Origin of the sequence: Streptomyces sp. NBC_01478, assembly GCF_036227225.1 — a bacterium.
In the GTDB taxonomy this organism is placed as follows: Bacteria; Actinomycetota; Actinomycetes; order Streptomycetales; family Streptomycetaceae; genus Streptomyces.
The window spans coordinates 881,484-898,942 of record NZ_CP109444.1 but is presented as its reverse complement, the minus strand read 5'-3'; the positions used below and the strand labels follow the sequence as shown (position 1 = coordinate 898,942).

General features: G+C 70.7%; 14 protein-coding genes. 8 read left to right on the top strand and 6 right to left on the bottom strand.

The window, feature by feature from the left end:
* Positions 1 to 10: 10 nt before the first annotated feature.
* Positions 11 to 796: an SDR family NAD(P)-dependent oxidoreductase gene (locus OG223_RS03945; RefSeq protein WP_329265123.1), complete on the bottom strand. Its 786-nt coding sequence runs from the start codon at positions 794 to 796 to the stop codon at positions 11 to 13.
* A gap of 87 nt (positions 797 to 883) precedes the next feature.
* Here OG223_RS03945 and OG223_RS03940 point away from each other — a divergent pair, with 87 nt between their 5' ends.
* The gene (locus tag OG223_RS03940) at positions 884 to 1,735 is read left to right on the top strand and encodes a helix-turn-helix transcriptional regulator (protein ID WP_329242377.1); all 852 of its coding nucleotides are present in this window, start codon (positions 884 to 886) and stop codon (positions 1,733 to 1,735) included.
* A gap of 6 nt (positions 1,736 to 1,741) precedes the next feature.
* Here the strand turns inward: OG223_RS03940 and dmpG are convergent, their stop codons facing one another.
* From dmpG to mhpD, 3 genes are read right to left on the bottom strand one after another with little or no spacing between them, the layout of a single operon-like run.
* Positions 1,742 to 2,758, bottom strand: coding sequence for a 4-hydroxy-2-oxovalerate aldolase (dmpG, locus tag OG223_RS03935; RefSeq protein ID WP_329242374.1), 1,017 nt, complete (start codon positions 2,756 to 2,758; stop codon positions 1,742 to 1,744).
* Positions 2,755 to 3,690 (bottom strand): acetaldehyde dehydrogenase (acetylating), encoded by a 936-nt coding sequence (locus tag OG223_RS03930; protein ID WP_329242371.1) that lies wholly within the window; start codon positions 3,688 to 3,690, stop codon positions 2,755 to 2,757. The genes dmpG and OG223_RS03930 overlap by 4 nt, the downstream gene beginning before the upstream one ends.
* Entirely contained in the window at positions 3,687 to 4,526 is an 840-nt protein-coding gene (gene mhpD, locus OG223_RS03925) for a 2-keto-4-pentenoate hydratase (protein WP_329242369.1), read from the bottom strand. The genes OG223_RS03930 and mhpD overlap by 4 nt, the downstream gene beginning before the upstream one ends.
* 108 nt (positions 4,527 to 4,634) lie before the next feature.
* Between mhpD and OG223_RS03920 the strand changes: the two genes are divergently transcribed.
* Together OG223_RS03920 and OG223_RS03915 are read left to right on the top strand one after the other, a co-directional pair.
* Positions 4,635 to 5,384: an IclR family transcriptional regulator gene (locus tag OG223_RS03920; protein WP_329265121.1), complete on the top strand. Its 750-nt coding sequence runs from the start codon at positions 4,635 to 4,637 to the stop codon at positions 5,382 to 5,384.
* Between the two features lie 59 nt (positions 5,385 to 5,443).
* Positions 5,444 to 7,000 carry a hypothetical protein gene (locus OG223_RS03915; protein WP_329242366.1) on the top strand — a complete coding sequence of 519 codons (1,557 nt, stop codon included), beginning with the start codon at positions 5,444 to 5,446 and terminating at the stop codon, positions 6,998 to 7,000.
* An 84-nt stretch (positions 7,001 to 7,084) separates the two neighbouring features.
* Here OG223_RS03915 and OG223_RS03910 read toward each other — a convergent pair whose 3' ends face one another.
* Positions 7,085 to 8,110 (bottom strand): Lrp/AsnC family transcriptional regulator, encoded by a 1,026-nt coding sequence (locus OG223_RS03910; protein ID WP_329242363.1) that lies wholly within the window; start codon positions 8,108 to 8,110, stop codon positions 7,085 to 7,087.
* 113 nt (positions 8,111 to 8,223) lie between these two features.
* On the opposite strand from OG223_RS03910, the gene OG223_RS03905 reads away from it, so the two are divergent.
* From OG223_RS03905 to OG223_RS03895, 3 genes are all read left to right on the top strand, one after another.
* Complete coding sequence (locus OG223_RS03905; RefSeq protein ID WP_329242360.1) at positions 8,224 to 9,783, top strand: AbgT family transporter; 1,560 nt, start codon at positions 8,224 to 8,226, stop codon at positions 9,781 to 9,783.
* Positions 9,784 to 9,816: 33 nt separating this feature from the next.
* Positions 9,817 to 11,001: a M20 family metallopeptidase gene (locus OG223_RS03900; protein WP_329242357.1), complete on the top strand. Its 1,185-nt coding sequence runs from the start codon at positions 9,817 to 9,819 to the stop codon at positions 10,999 to 11,001.
* Positions 11,002 to 11,082: 81 nt separating this feature from the next.
* The gene (locus OG223_RS03895) at positions 11,083 to 11,826 is read left to right on the top strand and encodes a hypothetical protein (protein WP_329242354.1); all 744 of its coding nucleotides are present in this window, start codon (positions 11,083 to 11,085) and stop codon (positions 11,824 to 11,826) included.
* 92 nt (positions 11,827 to 11,918) lie between these two features.
* Here the strand turns inward: OG223_RS03895 and OG223_RS03890 are convergent, their stop codons facing one another.
* Positions 11,919 to 13,142, bottom strand: coding sequence for a chitinase (locus tag OG223_RS03890; RefSeq protein ID WP_443073684.1), 1,224 nt, complete (start codon positions 13,140 to 13,142; stop codon positions 11,919 to 11,921).
* A 235-nt stretch (positions 13,143 to 13,377) separates the two neighbouring features.
* Here OG223_RS03890 and OG223_RS03885 point away from each other — a divergent pair, with 235 nt between their 5' ends.
* Together OG223_RS03885 and OG223_RS03880 are read left to right on the top strand one after the other, a co-directional pair.
* On the top strand, positions 13,378 to 16,752 hold the full coding sequence (locus OG223_RS03885; protein ID WP_329242351.1) for a pyruvate carboxylase: 3,375 nt from the start codon (positions 13,378 to 13,380) through the stop codon (positions 16,750 to 16,752).
* Positions 16,753 to 16,852: 100 nt separating this feature from the next.
* The gene (locus OG223_RS03880; protein WP_329242348.1) at positions 16,853 to 17,452 is read left to right on the top strand and encodes an isochorismatase family protein; all 600 of its coding nucleotides are present in this window, start codon (positions 16,853 to 16,855) and stop codon (positions 17,450 to 17,452) included.
* Positions 17,453 to 17,459: the final 7 nt, after the last annotated feature.

The following is a 17,459-nucleotide window of genomic DNA, read 5'->3' as shown; positions in this document are numbered from 1 at the left end:
AGCCGGACCCTCAGGCCCGCGCGCCGCCGTCGACCCGCAGGACCGTGCCGGTCACGAAGGACGCGCGGTCGCTGAGCAGCCAGGCCGCGGCCTGCGCGATCTCGTCGGGGTCGGCCGCGCGGCGCAGCGGAGTGTGCGCCGTGAGGCGGTCCTGGAGGCCGGGGGACTCCGCCTCCCAGGCCCGGATCATCTCGGTGAGGGTGTTGCCGGGGGCGATGGCGTTCACGCGGATGCCCTCCGGGCCGTAGGTGACGGCGGCCGACTCGGTGAGGCTGTTGACCGCGCGCTTCATCGCGCCGTAGGCGGGCAGTTCGGGGTTGCCCGTCAGGCTGCCGACGGAGGAGTTGTTGACGATGGCGCCGGTTCCGGCGGTGGCCCGGATCGCTGCGACCTGGGCGACCATGGCGAGCCAGACACCCTTGAGGTTCACGTCGTAGACGTGGTCGAAGTCGCTCTCGGGCAACTCGTCCATCGGGCCGGGGTGTTGGATCGTGGCGCCGTTGTTGAAGGCCACGTCGAGTCGGCCGTACAGGTCCACGGTCCGGTCGACGGCCGTGCGCACGCTGGTCGCGTCGGCCAGGTCGCACACCACGTGATCCGCGATGCCGCCTGCCTCCCGGATCTCTTCGGTGACCGACTTCAGTTGGGACTCCGTGCGGGCCGCGAGCAGTACCCGGGCGCCTTCTCTGGCGAACAGCCGTGCCGCCGCCGCGCCGATTCCGCGTCCGGCGCCGGTGACGAAGGCGACCTTGCCGGACAGCAGGCCGAGGGAGGGAGGAGTGGGTGTGTTGTCCATGGCGGTGAGCCTGCGCCGGTCCGTGGAGCTCATCCAGGCATCGGCAGTACCTGGCTGGAGAGGCCGACGCCCGTACACACTGGGGGTGTGGACCGACGAGAACTGGGCGACTTCCTGCGCAGCAGGCGTGAGCGGATCACCCCCGCCGATGTGGGGCTGCCGGCCGGACCGCGCCGCCGTACCCCCGGGCTGCGACGCGAGGAGGCGGCGCAACTGGCGTACATCTCGACCGAGTACTACACACGGCTTGAGCAGGCCAGGGGCCCGCATCCGTCGCGCGAGGTACTGGCCGGGCTCGCCCGGGCCCTGCGCCTGACGGACGCCGAGCGCGACCACCTCCACCACCTGGCGGGCGTACCGCCGGGCCCGCCGCCCGGTCCCTCGCGCGAGGTGCGGCAGAGCATCCTCGATCTGGTGCACCGGCTGCCGCAGGCCGCCGCGTTCGTGGTGTCCGCGACGTACGAGGTGATCGCCTGGAACGACCTCGCCGCCGCCCTCATGGAGGACTTCTCGGCCCTGCCGCGCCGCGATCGCAATCTGGTGCGCCGGGTCTTCCTCGGACCGCATCCGGACGGGGAACGGCTGTACGGAGTGTCGGACGCCGACGGGTTCGCCCGCCTCGCGGCCCAGGATCTGCGCGCCACGGCCGCCCGCTACCCCGACGACCCGGAGCTGACCGAGCTGGTGGGTGAACTCCTCGCCGGGAGCGAGGAGTTCACCGAGTTGTGGAACTCCCACGACGTGGCCACCGCGCCCACCTTCCGCAAGACCTTCCAGCACCCGCTGGTGGGCCCGGTCACCGTCAACTGCGATGTCCTCGACATCGCCGACCGGGACCAGAGGGTCGTGATCTACACCACCGTCCCCGGCTCGCCGTCCGAGGGCGCCCTGCGGCTGCTGTCGGTCATCGGCACCCAGCGGATGGACATCGCTCCCTGACCCGGATCAGCCCTCCGCACCCGCCACCAGGTCCAGCGCGATGTCCGTGATCATGTCCTCCTGGCCGCCGACCATCGCCCGCCGCCCGGCCTCGACCAGGATGCTGCGCGTGTCGAGGCCGTAGCGGGCCGCCGCGGTCTCGGCGTGACGCAGGAAGCTGGAGTAGACGCCCGCGTAGCCGAGGCTGAGGGTCTCGCGGTCCACCCGTACCTCGCGGTCCTGCAGCGGTCGTACGAGATCGTCGGCCGCGTCCATGAGGGGGAACAGGTCGCAGCCGTGCTTCCAGCCCATCAGGTCGGCGACCGCGACGAACGCCTCCAGCGGACAGTTGCCCGCGCCCGCGCCCTGGCCCGCGAGAGACGCGTCGACCCGTATCGCGCCGCCCTCGACCGCGACGACCGTGTTGGCCACGCCCAGCGCGAGATTGTGGTGGGCGTGGATGCCCAACTCGGTCTCGGGGGCGAGGACTTCGCGGTACGCGCGGAAGCGGTCACGGACCCCGTCCATCGTCAGCCGGCCCCCGGAGTCGGTGACGTACACGCAGTGGGCGCCGTAGGACTCCATCAGCTTGGCCTGGCGGGCGAGTTCGGCGGGCTCGGCCATGTGGGACATCATCAGGAACCCGGCCACGTCCATGCCCAACTCCCGCGCCGCCGCGATGTGTTGGGCGGAGATGTCGGCCTCGGTGCAGTGCGTGGCGATCCGCACCGAGCGGATGCCCAGGGCGTGGGCCTGCTTGAGGTCGTGGACGGTTCCGATGCCGGGCAGCAACAGGGTCGTGGGGATGGACTGTTGTACGGCGTCGGTGACGGCCTCGATCCATTCCCAGTCGGTGTGCGCGCCGACGCCGTAGTTGATGCTGGAGCCCGACAGACCGTCGCCGTGCGCGATCTCGACGGCGGCCACGCCCGCCGCGTCCAGGGCGGCGGCGATCGCGCGGGCCCGGTCGACGGTGTAGCGGTGCCGCACGGCGTGCATGCCGTCCCGGAGGGTGACGTCCTGGACGTAGAGCGACGGGGTCACTTGGCGGTCTCCTTGGTGGTGCGGGCGGCCATGCGTTCCGCGGTGCGCAGGGCGGCCGAGGTCATGATGTCGAGGTTCCCGGCGTAGGCGGGGAGGTAGTGGGCGGCGCCCTCGACCTCCAGGAACACCGACACCTTGAGCAGGTCGGCCGTGCCCGGCGCGAGGGTGCGCAGCGGGTCGTCGGCGGCCACCTTGTCGTACTGCACCTTCTGCTTGAGCCGGTAGCCGGGCACGTACGCCTGGACGCGGCCGACCATCTCCTCGACGGACGCCGTGACCGCCTCGGTCGCGCAGTCGGAAACCAGGCAGTGCACGGTGTCCCGCATGATCAGCGGGGGTTCGGCCGGGTTGAGGACGATGATCGCCTTGCCGCGCGCCGCGCCGCCGACCGCCTCGACGGCCCGGGAGGTGGTCTCGGTGAACTCGTCGATGTTCGCGCGGGTGCCGGGGCCGGCCGAGCGCGAGGCGATGGACGCGACGATCTCGCCGTAGTGGACCGGCGAGACCGCGCCCACGGCGGCGACGATCGGGATCGTGGCCTGGCCGCCGCAGGTGACCATGTTGACGTTCGGGGCGTCGAGGTGGGCCTCGCCGTTGACCGGCGGGACGACGTACGGGCCGAGGGCGGCCGGGGTGAGGTCGACGAGGGTGCGGCCCAGGGGCCGTAGGACCTCGTCGTGGTGGCGGTGGGCGCCGGCGGAGGTCGCGTCGAAGACGAGGTCGACGTCGGTGAACTCGTCCAGTTCGACCAGTCCTTCGACGCCCTCGTGTGTCGTGGCGACCTTGAGGCGGCGGGCGCGGGCCAGGCCGTCGGAGTCCGGGTCGATGCCGGCCAGTGCGGCGATCTCCAGGGTCTCCGAGAGACGCAGGACCTTGATCAGGAGGTCGGTGCCTATGTTGCCGGAGCCGATGATGGCGACCTTCGTGGTCACTTTCCGTCCTCTTCCGTTTCCGTGGTGAAGCGGACCCGTACCGAGCCCAGGTCCGAGATGCGGGCCTCGAAGGCGTCTCCCGGGGCGGCCGGGATCATCGGGCCGAGGGCGCCGGTCAGCACCAGGTCGCCCGCGCGCAGCGGGTCGCCCCGTTCGGCGAGGGCCGAGGCCAGCCAGACCGCCGCGGTGAGGGGGCTGCCGAGACAGTCGGCGCCGGTGCCCTCGGAGACGGTCTCGCCGCCCCGGCTCATGGTCATCGTGACGGCGCGCAGGTCCACGGCCGTCAGCGGTACGGGGGTGGCGCCCAGCACGTACAGACCGCAGGAGGCGTTGTCCGCGACGGTGTCGACCAGGGAGATCTCCCAGTTCCGCACCCGGCTGTCGACGATCTCCAGTGCGGGCAGTGCGAAATCGACCGCGCGCAGCACGTCGACGATCGTGCACTCGGCGTGCGGCAGGTCCCGGGCGAGGACCAGCGCGACCTCCGCCTCGACCTTCGGCTGGAGCAGCCGGCCCAGCGGCACCTCGCCGCCGTCCGGCACCGCCATGTCCGCGAACAGCGCGCCGAAGTCCGGCTGGTCCACGCCCAGTTGACGCTGCACGGCGGGGGAGGTCAGGCCGATCTTGCGGCCGACGATCCGGCGGCCGGCGTCCACACCGCGCCGGACGTTCAGTCGCTGCACGGCGTAGGCGGTCTCCAGGCCGCCGCCGTCGAGCAGATCGCGCACCGGCGGACAGGCGACCCCGGTACGGGTGGCCTCCGCCAGCAGGTCGGCGGCCTTGACCACGGCCGGGGACACGGCGTCCGGACGGGCGCCGTCGGGCTCGGTGGACACGGGTTACCTCCTGGGGGAGCGGCGGTGCTGGGACACCCATCGGTATAGACAGCATCCCCGCAAGGGGACAATGTTTGTTCCGTGACACGGAACAACGCGAGCGGCAGCATGCTGGAGAAAGCCGCGCTCATCCTCGACTGCTTCAGTCCGAGCGGCGGACCGTACCGCCTGTCGGAACTTTCGCAGCGCACCGGACTGGCCAAGCCCACGGTCCACCGGCTGGCGGCCGACCTGGTCGAGCTGGGCTGGCTGGAGCGCTCGGGTCCGCGCTATCTGCTCGGCGCGAAGCTGTTCGAGCTGGGCTCGCTGGTGCCGCACCGGCGTGATCTGCGCGAGACGGCCCTGCCGTTCCTCCAGGACCTGTTCGAGGCCACCCGCGAGACCATCCACCTCGGCGTGCGCGAGGGCATGGAGGTGGTCTACCTCGAACGCATCCACGGCCACGAGGCGTTGCGGCTGCCCTCCCGCATCGGCGGCAGCCTGCCGCTGACCTGTACGGCCGTCGGCAAGGCCCTCCTGGCCTTCTCCGGCGCCGAGTTGACGGAGGATGTGCTGTCCCGGCCGCTGCCGAGCCTCACCCCGCACTCGATCACCGACCCGGCCCGGCTGCGCATGGCCCTGGAGAAGATCCAGGTCTCCGGTCTCTCCTACGAGGAGCAGGAGGCCGCGGAGGGAGTGAGTTGTATCGCGGCCCCGGTGTTCGCCGGTGACACCGCGGTCGCCGCCCTCTCCGTCGCCGTACCGCGCGCCCGCTTCAGGCCCGCCCAACTCGCCCCGGCGGTAAGGACGGCGGCACTGGGGCTGTCACGCGTGCTGCGCGGCGGAGGGGCAGCACGGAACCCACTGTCCTCGCGGTGAACCCGACCGTACACTGACAAGTCACGGTAACGGGGGCGAAGGTGTTCGGGGGGAGAATCATGTCCAGTGATCAGTACGGCAGTTATCAGGGGTTCGCCGTCCCACCCATGCCGACGGCTCCGCCGCCCGCGCCACCGGACGGACTCAGATCCGCCGTGGTCGGACTCCTCAACCTCAGTGGTCTCGGGCTCGGTTACGCGCTGACGCGCCGCTGGCTGCTGATGGCGGCGTGCTGGGTCGCGACGATCGTGCTGCTGCTGGTGGCGCTGCCCGCCGACCCGGACGGCGTCTCCGGTGTCCTCGTCACCCTGTACGTCGTGTTCCTCGTGTTCGCCGCCGTCCACGGCGCGTTGGTCGGCCTGCGCACCCGCATCGCCTGGACCGCGCCCCTGCCCCTCGCACTCGTGTTGGCCCTGGTCCTGCTCGCCGTACCGGCCGGGGGAGTCGTGCTGTACGACAACGCCCGCGACGAGGCGACCGAGCAGATGCTCCTCGACCGGCTGGAGACGGCCGACCAACTCGTGGCGGAGAACGGGACGTTGCCGTTCTCCACGGCCGAACCCCGCTACCGTCAGGCGCTCGCCGTCTACGACGATCTCAGCACCGCGCACTCCGGTTCGCGGGCGGCCGGCAAGGTGCCCGACCGGCTGAAGACGTTCTACACGACGGTCGCCGGCGCCTACACGCAGAAGAACTACTGTGACGCGATACCCCAGTTGAAGTATCTGCGGACCGTCCCCGGCACCATCGGCAAGAAGCAGTTGGGCACGCTGACCACCTGGCCGGACGACCGGCTGGCCACCTCCCTGTACGAGTGCGCCTCCACCGCGCTCGGCACGCGGAGCGCGGACTGGCCGACGAACTTCGGGTACCTGCTGACCGCGTTCCCGCAGTCCTCGCAGGCCAAGCAGGTCGAACCGGCCGTCAAGTCCGCCGTCGACAAGACCGCCCAGGGGGTGCGCGGCAGTGAACCCTGCGCGGCCGTCGAGCAGTTGACGAGTCTCTCCGGGCAGATCGGCAGCCTCCAGGGCGAGCAGGCGGGCGTGGCCGACGCGCTCGGCGCGGACGCCCGACGGGCCGACAGCCAGGCCGCCGCCGGTACCTACCAGTGCGGTGTCTCGCAGTACAAGGACGCCGACTTCGACTCGGCGCTCACCACGATGAACGACTTCGTGAAGGACAACCCGCACGACAAGAACCGGACCCTGGCCAAGAAGATAGCGATCGCCGCCGAGGTGGCGCAGACGGTCCCGGCCGCGGGCAAGAAGCTGCCGACGACCGCGTCCGGCGGCAGCATCTCCGTCACGGTCAAGAACGACAGCCCGGACGACATCACCGTCCTGTACACCGGGCCGGTGACCGGAAGCTTCAGCCTCAAGGGCTGCGGAAGCTGCACCACGTACTCCCTCACCACCACCCTGTTGTCCGGCTTCAAGCCGTGCAGCTCCGGCAAGAACTACCCGCAGAAGACGATCAGTCTGCCGACCGGCACGACGTACTTCGTGCACCGTCCCGACAGTTCCAGCGCGACGCCGGCCTCGGACACGGCCAAGCTCAGGTCGGGCTACATCTACACGGAGTGCGCCTACAGCACGGGAGCCTTCGGCACCGGCTGACGTAGCGGACCGGGCATCGACCGGGCTTTGACCGGACTGTGAGAGGGGGGCGTCCCGGCACTTCGGTGCCGGGACGCCCCCCTCTCACAGCAGGGTCGGTGCGTGGAACGCGCCGAGGCCGGTGGTCAGGTCGCGGTCCAGCCAGTAACGGCGCGGTTCGGTGAGCATCACGGCGACGCTGACGCCGAGGAGGCCGGGGACGCCGGCCAGTTCGTCGTCGACGAAGCGCGCCAGGGCGGTGCGGTCGGTGACCAGGCCGGTGGCCAGGACGGACATGTCGCTGGCGACGTGCGCGGCGAGCCGTGTCTGGGGCAGCCGGTCGATACGGCGCATGACGTCGGGGGTCGCGCCCGGTGCCACCCGCAGCCGGAGGATGAACGCGGTCTGGAAGCCCAGCCACTCCGACACGATCTCCAGCCGCGGCTTGACCCACCCCTCGTCCAGGACCCGGCGGACCACCCGGTGCGCGGTGGAGGTGGCCAGGTCGGCGGTCCGGGCGATGCTCGCGGCGGACGCGCGGCTGTCCTGGAGCAACCGGGCCACGACACCCCGTTCGGCCTCGCTGAGCGGCTTCGCGGGGGGTGTCGCGGTCGCCGTGCCCTCGGGGCGGGCACCGGCGAGCTTCAGCAGGTCGGCCCGCTCGCTGTCCGTGAGGAACTGCGGGTCCCAGGTCCTGCCCCGGCGCAGCGTGCTGAGCGCGGGCAGGGCGTTGACACGCCGGACGCCGGGGACGGAGAACAACCGGTCGATCGCCTCGCTGGTGGCCGCCTCGGACGGGGCGTGCACGACGGCGTAGAGCGGGTAGTCGCCCGAGATCTGTGCCAGCAGTTGGAGGTGGGGCAGGTCGCGGAGGCGGTGGAGGACGGCGAGGGGGCTCTCGCCGGTGATGTCGAGGAAGACGTGGACGGGCATCGCCGTGGAGTGGATGCCCCAGTCGGCCTGCCCGATCACGCGCACCATGCGTGCCTCGTGCAAGCGGTCGTAACGGCGTTTGAGCGTGCTGGCGTCGGCGGCCAGGATCTCGCCGATGTCGTCCCAGGTGGCCCGGGGCGCCAGATGCAGCGCGCCGATGAGGCGCCGGTCGAGCTCGTCGAGGAGAGGACGGGTCATGACCTCACTCTAAGGTGCCGTTTAATCCCACTGTTACCTCTGAGGTGTAGAGAATCTCTCATCCGAATGCCATTGTTCGCAGGAACATCCCCCCATCGCGCCAAGAGGTACCGATGAGTGTCACCTCCGCTCAACCTCAGCCCCCGTCCACCGAGCCCCGGTCGAGAGTCCTGCGCACCGCGTTCCGGGGCCTGACGGCGATCGAGAAGATCGGCAACAGACTCCCCAACCCCTTCTGGCTGTTCTGGATCCTCGCGGGGCTCGTCGCCGTCCTCAGCGCCGTCCTGTCCGCGACCGGCCTCAGTGCCCTGCACCCCGGCACGCACGAGACCATCACGGTGCGGAACCTGCTCAGCAAGGACGGCCTCACCATGGCCGTCGAGGGCGCCGTCGACAACTACGCGGCCTTCCCGCCGCTGGCCACCATCCTCACCGTGATGTTCGGCATCGCCGTCGCCGAGAAGAGCGGACTGTTCTCCGCCCTGCTGCGCCGCATGGTCGCGCGCGTGCCGGGCAGGTACCTCACCTTCGCCCTGTCGATGACGGCCATGGTCAGCCATGTCGCCGGCGACGCCGCCTACGTCACCCTCATCCCGCTCGGCGCCCTGGTCTTCCGCGCGGCCGGCCGCAGCCCGGTCCTCGGCTGTGTCGTCGCCTACGTCTCGATCGCCGCCGGGTACGACGCCTCCCCCTCGCTCACCACCACCGACGTCCTCCTCTCCGGGATCTCCACGGCCGCCGCCCACACCATCGACGCGCACTACGTCGTCACCCCGGTCGCCAACTACTTCTTCGGCCTCGGCTCGTCCGTCCTCGTGGCCCTCGTGATCACCCTCGTCGTCGACAAGGTCCTCGCCCGCCGCACCGACCTGGAACCCGACGAACCGATCGCCGCTCCCGACGCGGAGGAACTCGCGGAGATCGAGATCACCGACCGGCAGCGGCGAGCCCTGCGCACGACCGGACTCGTCGCCGTCGGCTTCCTCGCGTTCCTCGCGGCGGCCATGATCCCCTCGGCCTCACCCCTGCGCGGCGAGGGCGGCGGCATCGTCAACTCCCCGCTCATCGGCGGCATGGCGCTCGTCCTGGGCGTGTTCTTCGCCGTGCTCGGCACCGTCTACGGCCGGATGACCGGCACCTTCACCGCCGCCCGCGACAGCATCGGCGCGATGGTGGACGGCACCCGCTCGATGGCGCCGATCCTCGTCCTGTTCTTCGCGATCGCCCAGTTCCTCGCCTACTTCAAGTGGACGAACATCGGCGACATCCTCGCCGTCAAGGGCGCCGAGACCCTGCGCGACCTGCACCTGCACGGATGGACGGTGCTCGTCGGCATCGCCGTACTGATCACCTTCATGAACCTCGTCATCACCAGCGGCTCCGCATTGTGGGCCCTGGCCGCGCCGGTCCTCGTCCCCATGCTGATGCTCATCGGCATCGAGCCCGAGACCACCCAGGCCGTCTACCGCGTCGCCGACTCCGTCACCAACTGCGTGACCCCGATGAGCCCCTACTTCGTCATGGCCCTGGGCTTCATCCAGCAGTACCGCAAGTCCGCCGGCATCGGCACCCTGGCCTCCTTCACGATCCCGATCGCCGCCGTCGTCTGGGTCGTCTGGGTCGCGTTCTTCGTGGCCTGGTACCTGCTGGGCATCCCGCTCGGCATCGGCTGAACCTGCCCCCACCGTCGTACAAGAAGGCAGATCATGACCGCGTCACCCGCATCCGCCGCCCTCACCACCCGCGCCCAGGACGTCTCCGCGCAGATCGTCGAGGACATCCTGACCCTCGTCCGCCACGAGACCGGCAGCTACGACCTTCCCGGCCTCGCGACCGGTCTGGACCTGCTGCGCGAACTGACCGTCCAGCGGCTCGGCCGCCCCGACCACGAGCAGCGTCACCCCGGTGGCGAGTGCGGCGACACGCTCACCCTGACCTACCGCGGCACCGGCGCCGGGCATGTCGCGCTCGTCGGGCACTACGACACCGTGTGGCCGACCGGGACCCTCGCCGGATGGGAGCAGCTTGGGCCGTCCGAGGACGGGCGGGCGCGGTTGAGCGGACCCGGCATCTTCGACATGAAGACCGGCCTGGCGCAGGGGATCTGGGCCCTGAAGCTGGCCCGGGAGAGCGGCGCGCCCCTGCCCACCGTCACTTTCCTCTTCAACGGCGACGAGGAGATCGGCTCCCTGTCCTCGCGGCCGGTGATCGAGGAGGTCGCGCGGAAGGCCGACGTCACGCTGGTCCTGGAGCCGAGTGCCCACGGCGCGGTCAAGACCGCCCGCAAGGGCACCGGGATCTTCCAGGTCACCGCCACCGGTGTCGAGTCCCACGCGGGGCTCGCGCCGCAGGACGGGGCGAGCGCGATCACCGCGCTGTCCGAGTTCGTGGTCGCCGCCGCGGCCGTGGCCGCCCCGGACAGGGGCACCACGATCAACACCGGGCTCATCAAGGGCGGTTCGGCCATCAACGTCGTCGCCGGGCGGGCGACGGCGGGCGTCGACATCCGGGTCAGCAGCGCGGCCGAACAGACCCGTGTGGACCAGGAGTTGGACGCCATCAAGGTCAGCGACCCACGCGTCCGCATCGAGATCGACCACGCCTGGAACCGGCCGCCGATGACCTTGAACGCCGCCTCCGCCCCGCTCCTCGACCTCGCCCGCGAGGTCGCCCGCGAGCAGGGCCGCGACGCCCTGCGCGACACCGCCGTCGGCGGCGCCAGTGACGCCAACTTCGTTGCCGCGCTGGGTCTGCCGGTGCTGTGCGGCATGGGAGCGGTCGGCGACGGGGCGCACGCCCAGGGCGAGTTCATCCTTCCCGACACGGTGCCCGCGCAGACCGCTCTGGTCGCGGGCCTGCTGGGACGACTGGCGGAGCCGTTGCGGGGTTGACCACGATCGGCCCGAACATCCGAGGGTGTCCAGGGTGGGGCGCGTCATGGGACCGACCCCTGACCGGGGACAATCGGTGCCATGACGGACGGTACGGACGGCAGGGACGACTCCGCGAACCGCTTGGCCAGGATCGAGCGGCTGCTGGAGGACGGCCGTCGCGATGTGGTGCCCGCGTGGCGGCGGGTGACGCGCGGGGAGACGCGGTTGGCTGTGTCGGCCGTGATCCTGGTGGCGGTCGCCGTGCAGTTGATGCTGCCGCACCGGCTCGCCTTCCGGCCGTACTGGCTGCTGCCGGTACTGGAACTCGCGCTGATGGTCGGTCTGTTCGTCGCCAATCCCCGGCGGATCGAGCCCGGCACGCGGTGGCTGCGCTGGCCGAGCCTGGTCCTGACGGGGGTCATCAGCCTGGCCAATACCTGGTCGGCGGTCCGGCTGGTGGTGGGTCTGGTCAGGGGCACCGAGGGCCTGGACGCCGGACCGCTGCTGCTGAGCGGCGGGGGCATCTGGCTGACGAACGTCATCGTGTTCGCCCTCTGGTACTGGGAATGGGATCGCGGCGGACCCATGGCGCGGGTCATGGGCGACCACCAGTACGCCGACTTCCTCTTCGTCCAGATGCAGAGCCCGGAGACCGCGCCACCGGACTGGGAACCGGCGTTCCTGGACTACCTGTACCTGTCCTTCACCAACTCCACGGCCTTCAGCCCGACCGACGTGATGCCGCTCTCGCGCTGGGCCAAGATGCTGATGATGGGCCAGTCCTCGGTCTCCGTGTCGATCGTCGTCCTGGTCGTCGCGCGGGCGGTCAACATCCTTCGCTAGCAACGGAGTCCGGGCAGCGGACGGCGACGCCGAGCACGCCCTTCCCAAGGCCTGCTCGACGTCGCGGTCCGACTCCTGCCGATCCCGCGGGATCAGCAGGCGCCCTCGTCCTGCCAGGGGCCCCACTGGGAGGCACCGGGCACCTCGTTCTGGGTCCACCACTTGGCCACCCAGTTGTGGCTGCCGTAGGACACCTCGTTGCCCTGCGTGTAGACGGCCGTGGAACTCCACGCCGTCTTGCACGTGCCCGGGGTGGGCGTCGGAGTCGGGGTCGGTGTGGGCGTCGTGGTCGGCGGGGTCACGCCCGCGAACTGCACCGAGTACTTGGCGAAGTCCCACGCGTTCTGCGCCACGCTGGAGCAAGTCCCGGACGTCGTACCGCCGTTGTCGACCGGGCTGCACTGGCGGTCGCGGTTGAGGGACCAGAACGTGAAGCGGTCCATGTTGTGGCTGGTGGCGTAGTTCAGGACCGTCTGGAAGTCGGCCTGGGTGAAGTACTCGCCGGTGTCGCTGCGCCCGTTCATCCCCGAGAAGCCCTCGTGGGCGTACGCGGTCGCCTGGTCCCAGCCGAACGTGGACTGGAGGATGGAGTTGAAGTTGGTGAGCGCGCTGGTCTGCGAGGCCGCGCCGTTGAAGCCGCCGTCGAACGGCATGATGGAGAAGTTGTTCGGCGTGAACCCCTGCGACTTCGCCTCCAGCAGCATCTGCTTGCCGAACCAGCCGGTGCCGTCCGCCGTACCGGCCGTGGTGACGGAGACGTACAGGCCCGCGTTGTTCTGCTGGAGGATCTTGGCCGCGCCGATCTCGTTGTGGATGGCCGCGGTGTTCTCGTACTCCGGCTCCTCCAGGTCGAAGTCGATCGCGTGCAGGCCGTACTTGGTGATGACCTGCTGGTAGGCCGCGGCCGTCGAGGCCGGGTCGGAGCAGGCCTGGCCGAGCTTGGTGCCGCCGTAGCCGCCGATGGAGACGGAGACGTCGCCGCCCTTGGCGCGGATCGTGTTGATGACCGACTGGACGGCGGTGTCCGAGGAGACCGGTGAGGTGCCGCCCCAGGTGGGGGTGCAGCCGCCGCCGTTGGGGGCGAGGACGAAGGCGAGCTGGAAGGCCTTGAGGCCGGTGGCGTCCATGATGGTGCCGGCGTCGGGCGGGTTGTTGTCCGTCGGCATCAGATAGGGGGCCGCGGCGTACCAGCGGTTGCTCAGCGCGGTGGCCGCGCTGGTCGCGCCCTGGGCGCTGGTCGCGATCAGCGCGGTCGTGCCCGTGGCGGCGAGCGTCACGGCGGCCGCCGCGCCGAGACATGCGCGAAGACGTGTCACGTTGTGCCTCCGGTGGGAGTGGGGGAGGCAATCAGCTTCTGGCGCTGTCGCGGCCACGTCAATGGATTGGACTGGACCAAAGTGCTCTTTGGACTAGACCATACAATTTCTTTACCGTCGGCCCGGCGGAGCGCGTCGCGCGACACGTTTGCGACTAGTGTCCCGGCTCACATGGCGTTACAGGGGCGGCGCCGACACCATGGTGCACGTCACCGGCAGGCTGAAGGGATCGGGAATGTTCCGCAAGGTGCTGGTCGCCAACCGTGGCGAGATCGCGATCAGGGCGTTCCGCGCCGGCTATGAGCTGGGCGCGCGCACGGTCGCCGTCTTCCCCCACGAGGACCGCAATTCGCTGCACCGGCTCAAGGCCGACGAGGCCTACGAGATCGGTCAGCCCGGGCATCCGGTCCGCGCCTATCTCTCGGTCGAGGAGATCGTCCGCGCGGCCCAGCGGGCGGGAGCGGATGCGGTCTATCCGGGCTACGGGTTCCTCTCCGAGAACCCCGAACTCGCCCGCGCCTGCGAGGAGGCGGGCATCACCTTCGTCGGTCCCAGCGCCCACATCCTGGAGATGACCGGCAACAAGGCCACGGCGATCGCCGCCGCCCGCGCGGCCGGCGTACCGGTGCTCGGCTCCTCGGCGCCCTCCACGGACGTCGACGAACTGGTGCGCGCCGCCGAGGAGATCGGCTTCCCGGTGTTCGTGAAGGCCGTCGCCGGTGGCGGCGGACGCGGTATGCGCCGGGTCGAGGACCCGGCCACCCTCCGCGAGTCCATCGAGGCGGCGGCCCGCGAGGCCATGTCCGCGTTCGGCGACGCCACGGTGTTCCTGGAGAAGGCCGTCGTCGACCCCCGTCACATCGAGGTGCAGATCCTCGCCGACGGCGAGGGCAACGTCATCCACCTCTTCGAGCGCGACTGTTCGCTGCAACGCCGGCACCAGAAGGTCGTCGAGCTGGCCCCCGCGCCGAACCTCGACCCCGAACTGCGCGACCGCATCTGCGCCGACGCCGTCCGCTTCGCCCGCGAGATCGGCTACCGCAACGCGGGCACCGTCGAGTTCCTCCTCGACCCGCACGGCAACCACGTGTTCATCGAGATGAACCCGCGCATCCAGGTCGAGCACACGGTGACCGAGGAGGTCACCGATGTCGACCTGGTCCAGGCGCAGTTGCGGATCGCCTCGGGGGAGACCCTGGCCGACCTCGGCCTCTCGCAGGAGACGGTCACCCTGCACGGCGCGGCCCTCCAGTGCCGTATCACCACCGAGGACCCCGCCAACGGCTTCCGCCCGGACACCGGCCGGATCAGCGCCTACCGCTCGCCCGGCGGCTCCGGCATCCGTCTCGACGGCGGAACCACCCACGCGGGTACGGAGATCAGCGCGCACTTCGACTCGATGCTGGTCAAACTCACCTGCCGGGGACGGGACTTCACCACCGCCGTGAACCGCGCGCGGCGTGCGGTGGCCGAGTTCCGGATTCGCGGTGTGGCCACCAACATCCCGTTCCTCCAAGCGGTGCTGGACGACCCGGACTTCCAGGCCGGACGGATCAACACGTCGTTCATCGAGCAGCGCCCGCATCTGCTGACGGCCCGTCACTCCGCCGACCGCGGCACCAAGTTGCTCACCTACCTCGCCGACGTCACGGTCAACAAGCCGCACGGTGAACGCCCCGACCTGATCGACCCCACCACCAAGCTGCCGCCGGTCCCGGCCGGCGAACCCCCGGCCGGATCACGGCAGTTGCTCGCGGAACTCGGCCCCGAGGGCTTCGCCCGCCACCTGCGCGAATCACCGACCATCGGCGTCACCGACACCACCTTCCGCGACGCCCACCAGTCGCTCCTCGCCACCCGCGTCCGCACCAAGGACCTCCTCGCGGTGGCCCCGGTGGTCGCCCACACCGTTCCGCAACTGCTCTCCCTGGAGTGCTGGGGCGGCGCCACCTACGACGTGGCGCTGCGCTTCCTCGCCGAGGACCCCTGGGACCGGCTCGCCGCGCTGCGCGAGGCCGTTCCCAACATCTGCCTCCAGATGCTGCTGCGCGGCCGCAACACCGTGGGCTACACGCCGTATCCGACCCAGGTGACCGACGCCTTCGTCCAGGAGGCCGCCGCCACCGGCATCGACATCTTCCGCATCTTCGACGCGCTGAACGACGTGGGCCAGATGCGCCCGGCCATCGACGCCGTACGCGCCACCGGAACGTCGATCGCCGAGGTCGCCCTCTGCTACACCTCGGACCTGTCCGACCCGGGCGAGCGCCTCTACACGCTCGATTACTACCTCCGGCTGGCCGAGCAGATCGTCGAGGCGGGAGCTCACGTCCTCGCGGTGAAGGACATGGCGGGTCTGCTGCGCGCACCCGCCGCCGCGACGCTCGTGTCGGCGCTGCGCCGCGAGTTCGGCCTCCCGGTGCACCTCCACACCCACGACACGGCGGGCGGCCAGCTCGCCACCTACCTCGCCGCGATCCAGGCCGGCGCGGACGCCGTCGACGGCGCGGTGGCCTCCATGGCGGGCACGACCTCGCAGCCGTCGCTGTCGGCGATCGTCGCCGCCACCGACTACTCCGACCGCCCCACCGGCCTCGACCTCCAGGCCATCGGCGACCTGGAGCCGTACTGGGAGAGCGTCCGCAAGATCTACGCCCCCTTCGAGGCGGGCCTCGCTTCACCCACCGGGCGCGTCTACCACCACGAGATCCCCGGCGGCCAGCTCTCGAACCTGCGCACCCAGGCGATCGCGCTCGGCCTCGGCGACCGCTTCGAGGACATCGAGTCGATGTACGCCGCCGCCGACCGCATCCTCGGCCATCTGGTCAAGGTCACCCCGTCGTCGAAGGTCGTCGGAGACCTCGCCCTGCACCTGGTCGGCGCCGGTGTCAGCCCCGCCGACTTCGAGGCGTCCCCCGACCGCTACGACATCCCCGACTCCGTGATCGGCTTCCTGCGCGGCGAGTTGGGCACCCCGCCCGGCGGCTGGCCCGAGCCGTTCCGCACCAAGGCACTCCAGGGCCGCGCCGCCCCCAAGCCCGTACAGGAACTCTCCCCGGAGGACCGCACGGCCCTCGACAAGGACCGCCGCGCCACCCTCAACCGCCTGCTGTTCCCCGGCCCGACCCGCGAGTTCGAGACCCACCGCCAGACCTACGGCGACACCAGCGTCCTGGACAGCAAGGACTTCTTCTACGGCATCCGCCCCGGCAAGGAGTACACGGTCGACCTGGAACCGGGCGTCCGGCTCCTCATCGAGCTGGAGGCCGTCGGCGAGGCCGACGAACGCGGGCTGCGTACCGTCATGTCCGCCCTGAACGGCCAACTCCGCCCGGTCCAGGTGCGCGACACCGCCGCCGCCTCCGACATCCCCGTCACCGAGAAGGCCGACCGCGCCAACTCCGGCCATGTGGCTGCCCCGTTCGCGGGCGTGGTCACCCTCGCGGTCGAGGAGGGCGACGAGGTGGAGGCCGGCGTCACCGTCGCCACGATCGAGGCCATGAAGATGGAGGCGGCGATCACCGCGCCCAAGTCCGGCCGGGTCTCCCGCCTCGCCATCAACCGCATCCAGCAGGTGGAGGGCGGCGACCTGCTCGTCGAACTGAGGTAGACAGGACAGCGACAGGCCGCTTCACCGGTGACCGGATCGGTCCGGTCCCGGACCCGATGCGGCCTGTCGCCGCCCCGCCCGCACGGCGCAGTCTTGGGACATGACCCGAGCACTGATCGTCATCGATGTCCAGGAATCCTTCCGCGCCCGCCCGCTGTGGGAGACCATCTCCGACCCGAAGATCGCCGAACAGGCCGACCGCCTGGTACAGCTCGCCCGCCGGGCCGGCGACCTCGTGGTGTGGGTACTGCACACAGATCCCGGCAGCGGTGGCGTCTTCGACCCGGTCCTCGGCAGCGTCCGCCTCATCGACGGACTGGAGCGTGCGGAGGGCGAACCGCTTCTCCACAAGACCTCGCACAACGCCTTCACCACCACCAACCTGCAGCAGATCCTCACCGAGCACGGCGTCCGCGAGCTCACCATCTGCGGCATCCGCACCGAGCAGTGCGTCGAGACCACCACCCGCGTCGCGAGCGACTTCGGCTACCGGGTCACCTTCGTCACCGACGCGACCGCGACGAACCCCATCGCGCACCGCGACGCCCCCGCCGACCAGACCGTCGCCGAACTTCTGGCCGACCCCCGCACCCTCCCTGCCGAGGAGATCATCCGGCGCACCGAGTACGCCCTCGCCGGCCGCTTCGCCACCATCGCGACGGTCGACGAACTGGAAGCCGCCGCGGCACATCAGGCATGATGACCGG

Bases quoted from the DNA above. Each gene is read 5' to 3' on its own strand.
- OG223_RS03905 (WP_329242360.1), top strand. From the start codon at position 8,224: ATGAGTGTCACCTCCGCTCAACCTCAGCCCCCGTCCACCGAGCCCCGG.
- OG223_RS03895 (WP_329242354.1), top strand. From the start codon at position 11,083: ATGACGGACGGTACGGACGGCAGGGACGACTCCGCGAACCGCTTGGCC.
- OG223_RS03945 (WP_329265123.1), bottom strand. From the start codon at position 796: ATGGACAACACACCCACTCCTCCCTCCCTCGGCCTGCTGTCCGGCAAG.
- OG223_RS03910 (WP_329242363.1), bottom strand. From the start codon at position 8,110: ATGACCCGTCCTCTCCTCGACGAGCTCGACCGGCGCCTCATCGGCGCG.
- OG223_RS03920 (WP_329265121.1), top strand. From the start codon at position 4,635: ATGCTGGAGAAAGCCGCGCTCATCCTCGACTGCTTCAGTCCGAGCGGC.
- OG223_RS03880 (WP_329242348.1), top strand. From the start codon at position 16,853: ATGACCCGAGCACTGATCGTCATCGATGTCCAGGAATCCTTCCGCGCC.
- OG223_RS03885 (WP_329242351.1), top strand. From the start codon at position 13,378: ATGTTCCGCAAGGTGCTGGTCGCCAACCGTGGCGAGATCGCGATCAGG.
- OG223_RS03915 (WP_329242366.1), top strand. From the start codon at position 5,444: ATGTCCAGTGATCAGTACGGCAGTTATCAGGGGTTCGCCGTCCCACCC.
- OG223_RS03900 (WP_329242357.1), top strand. From the start codon at position 9,817: ATGACCGCGTCACCCGCATCCGCCGCCCTCACCACCCGCGCCCAGGAC.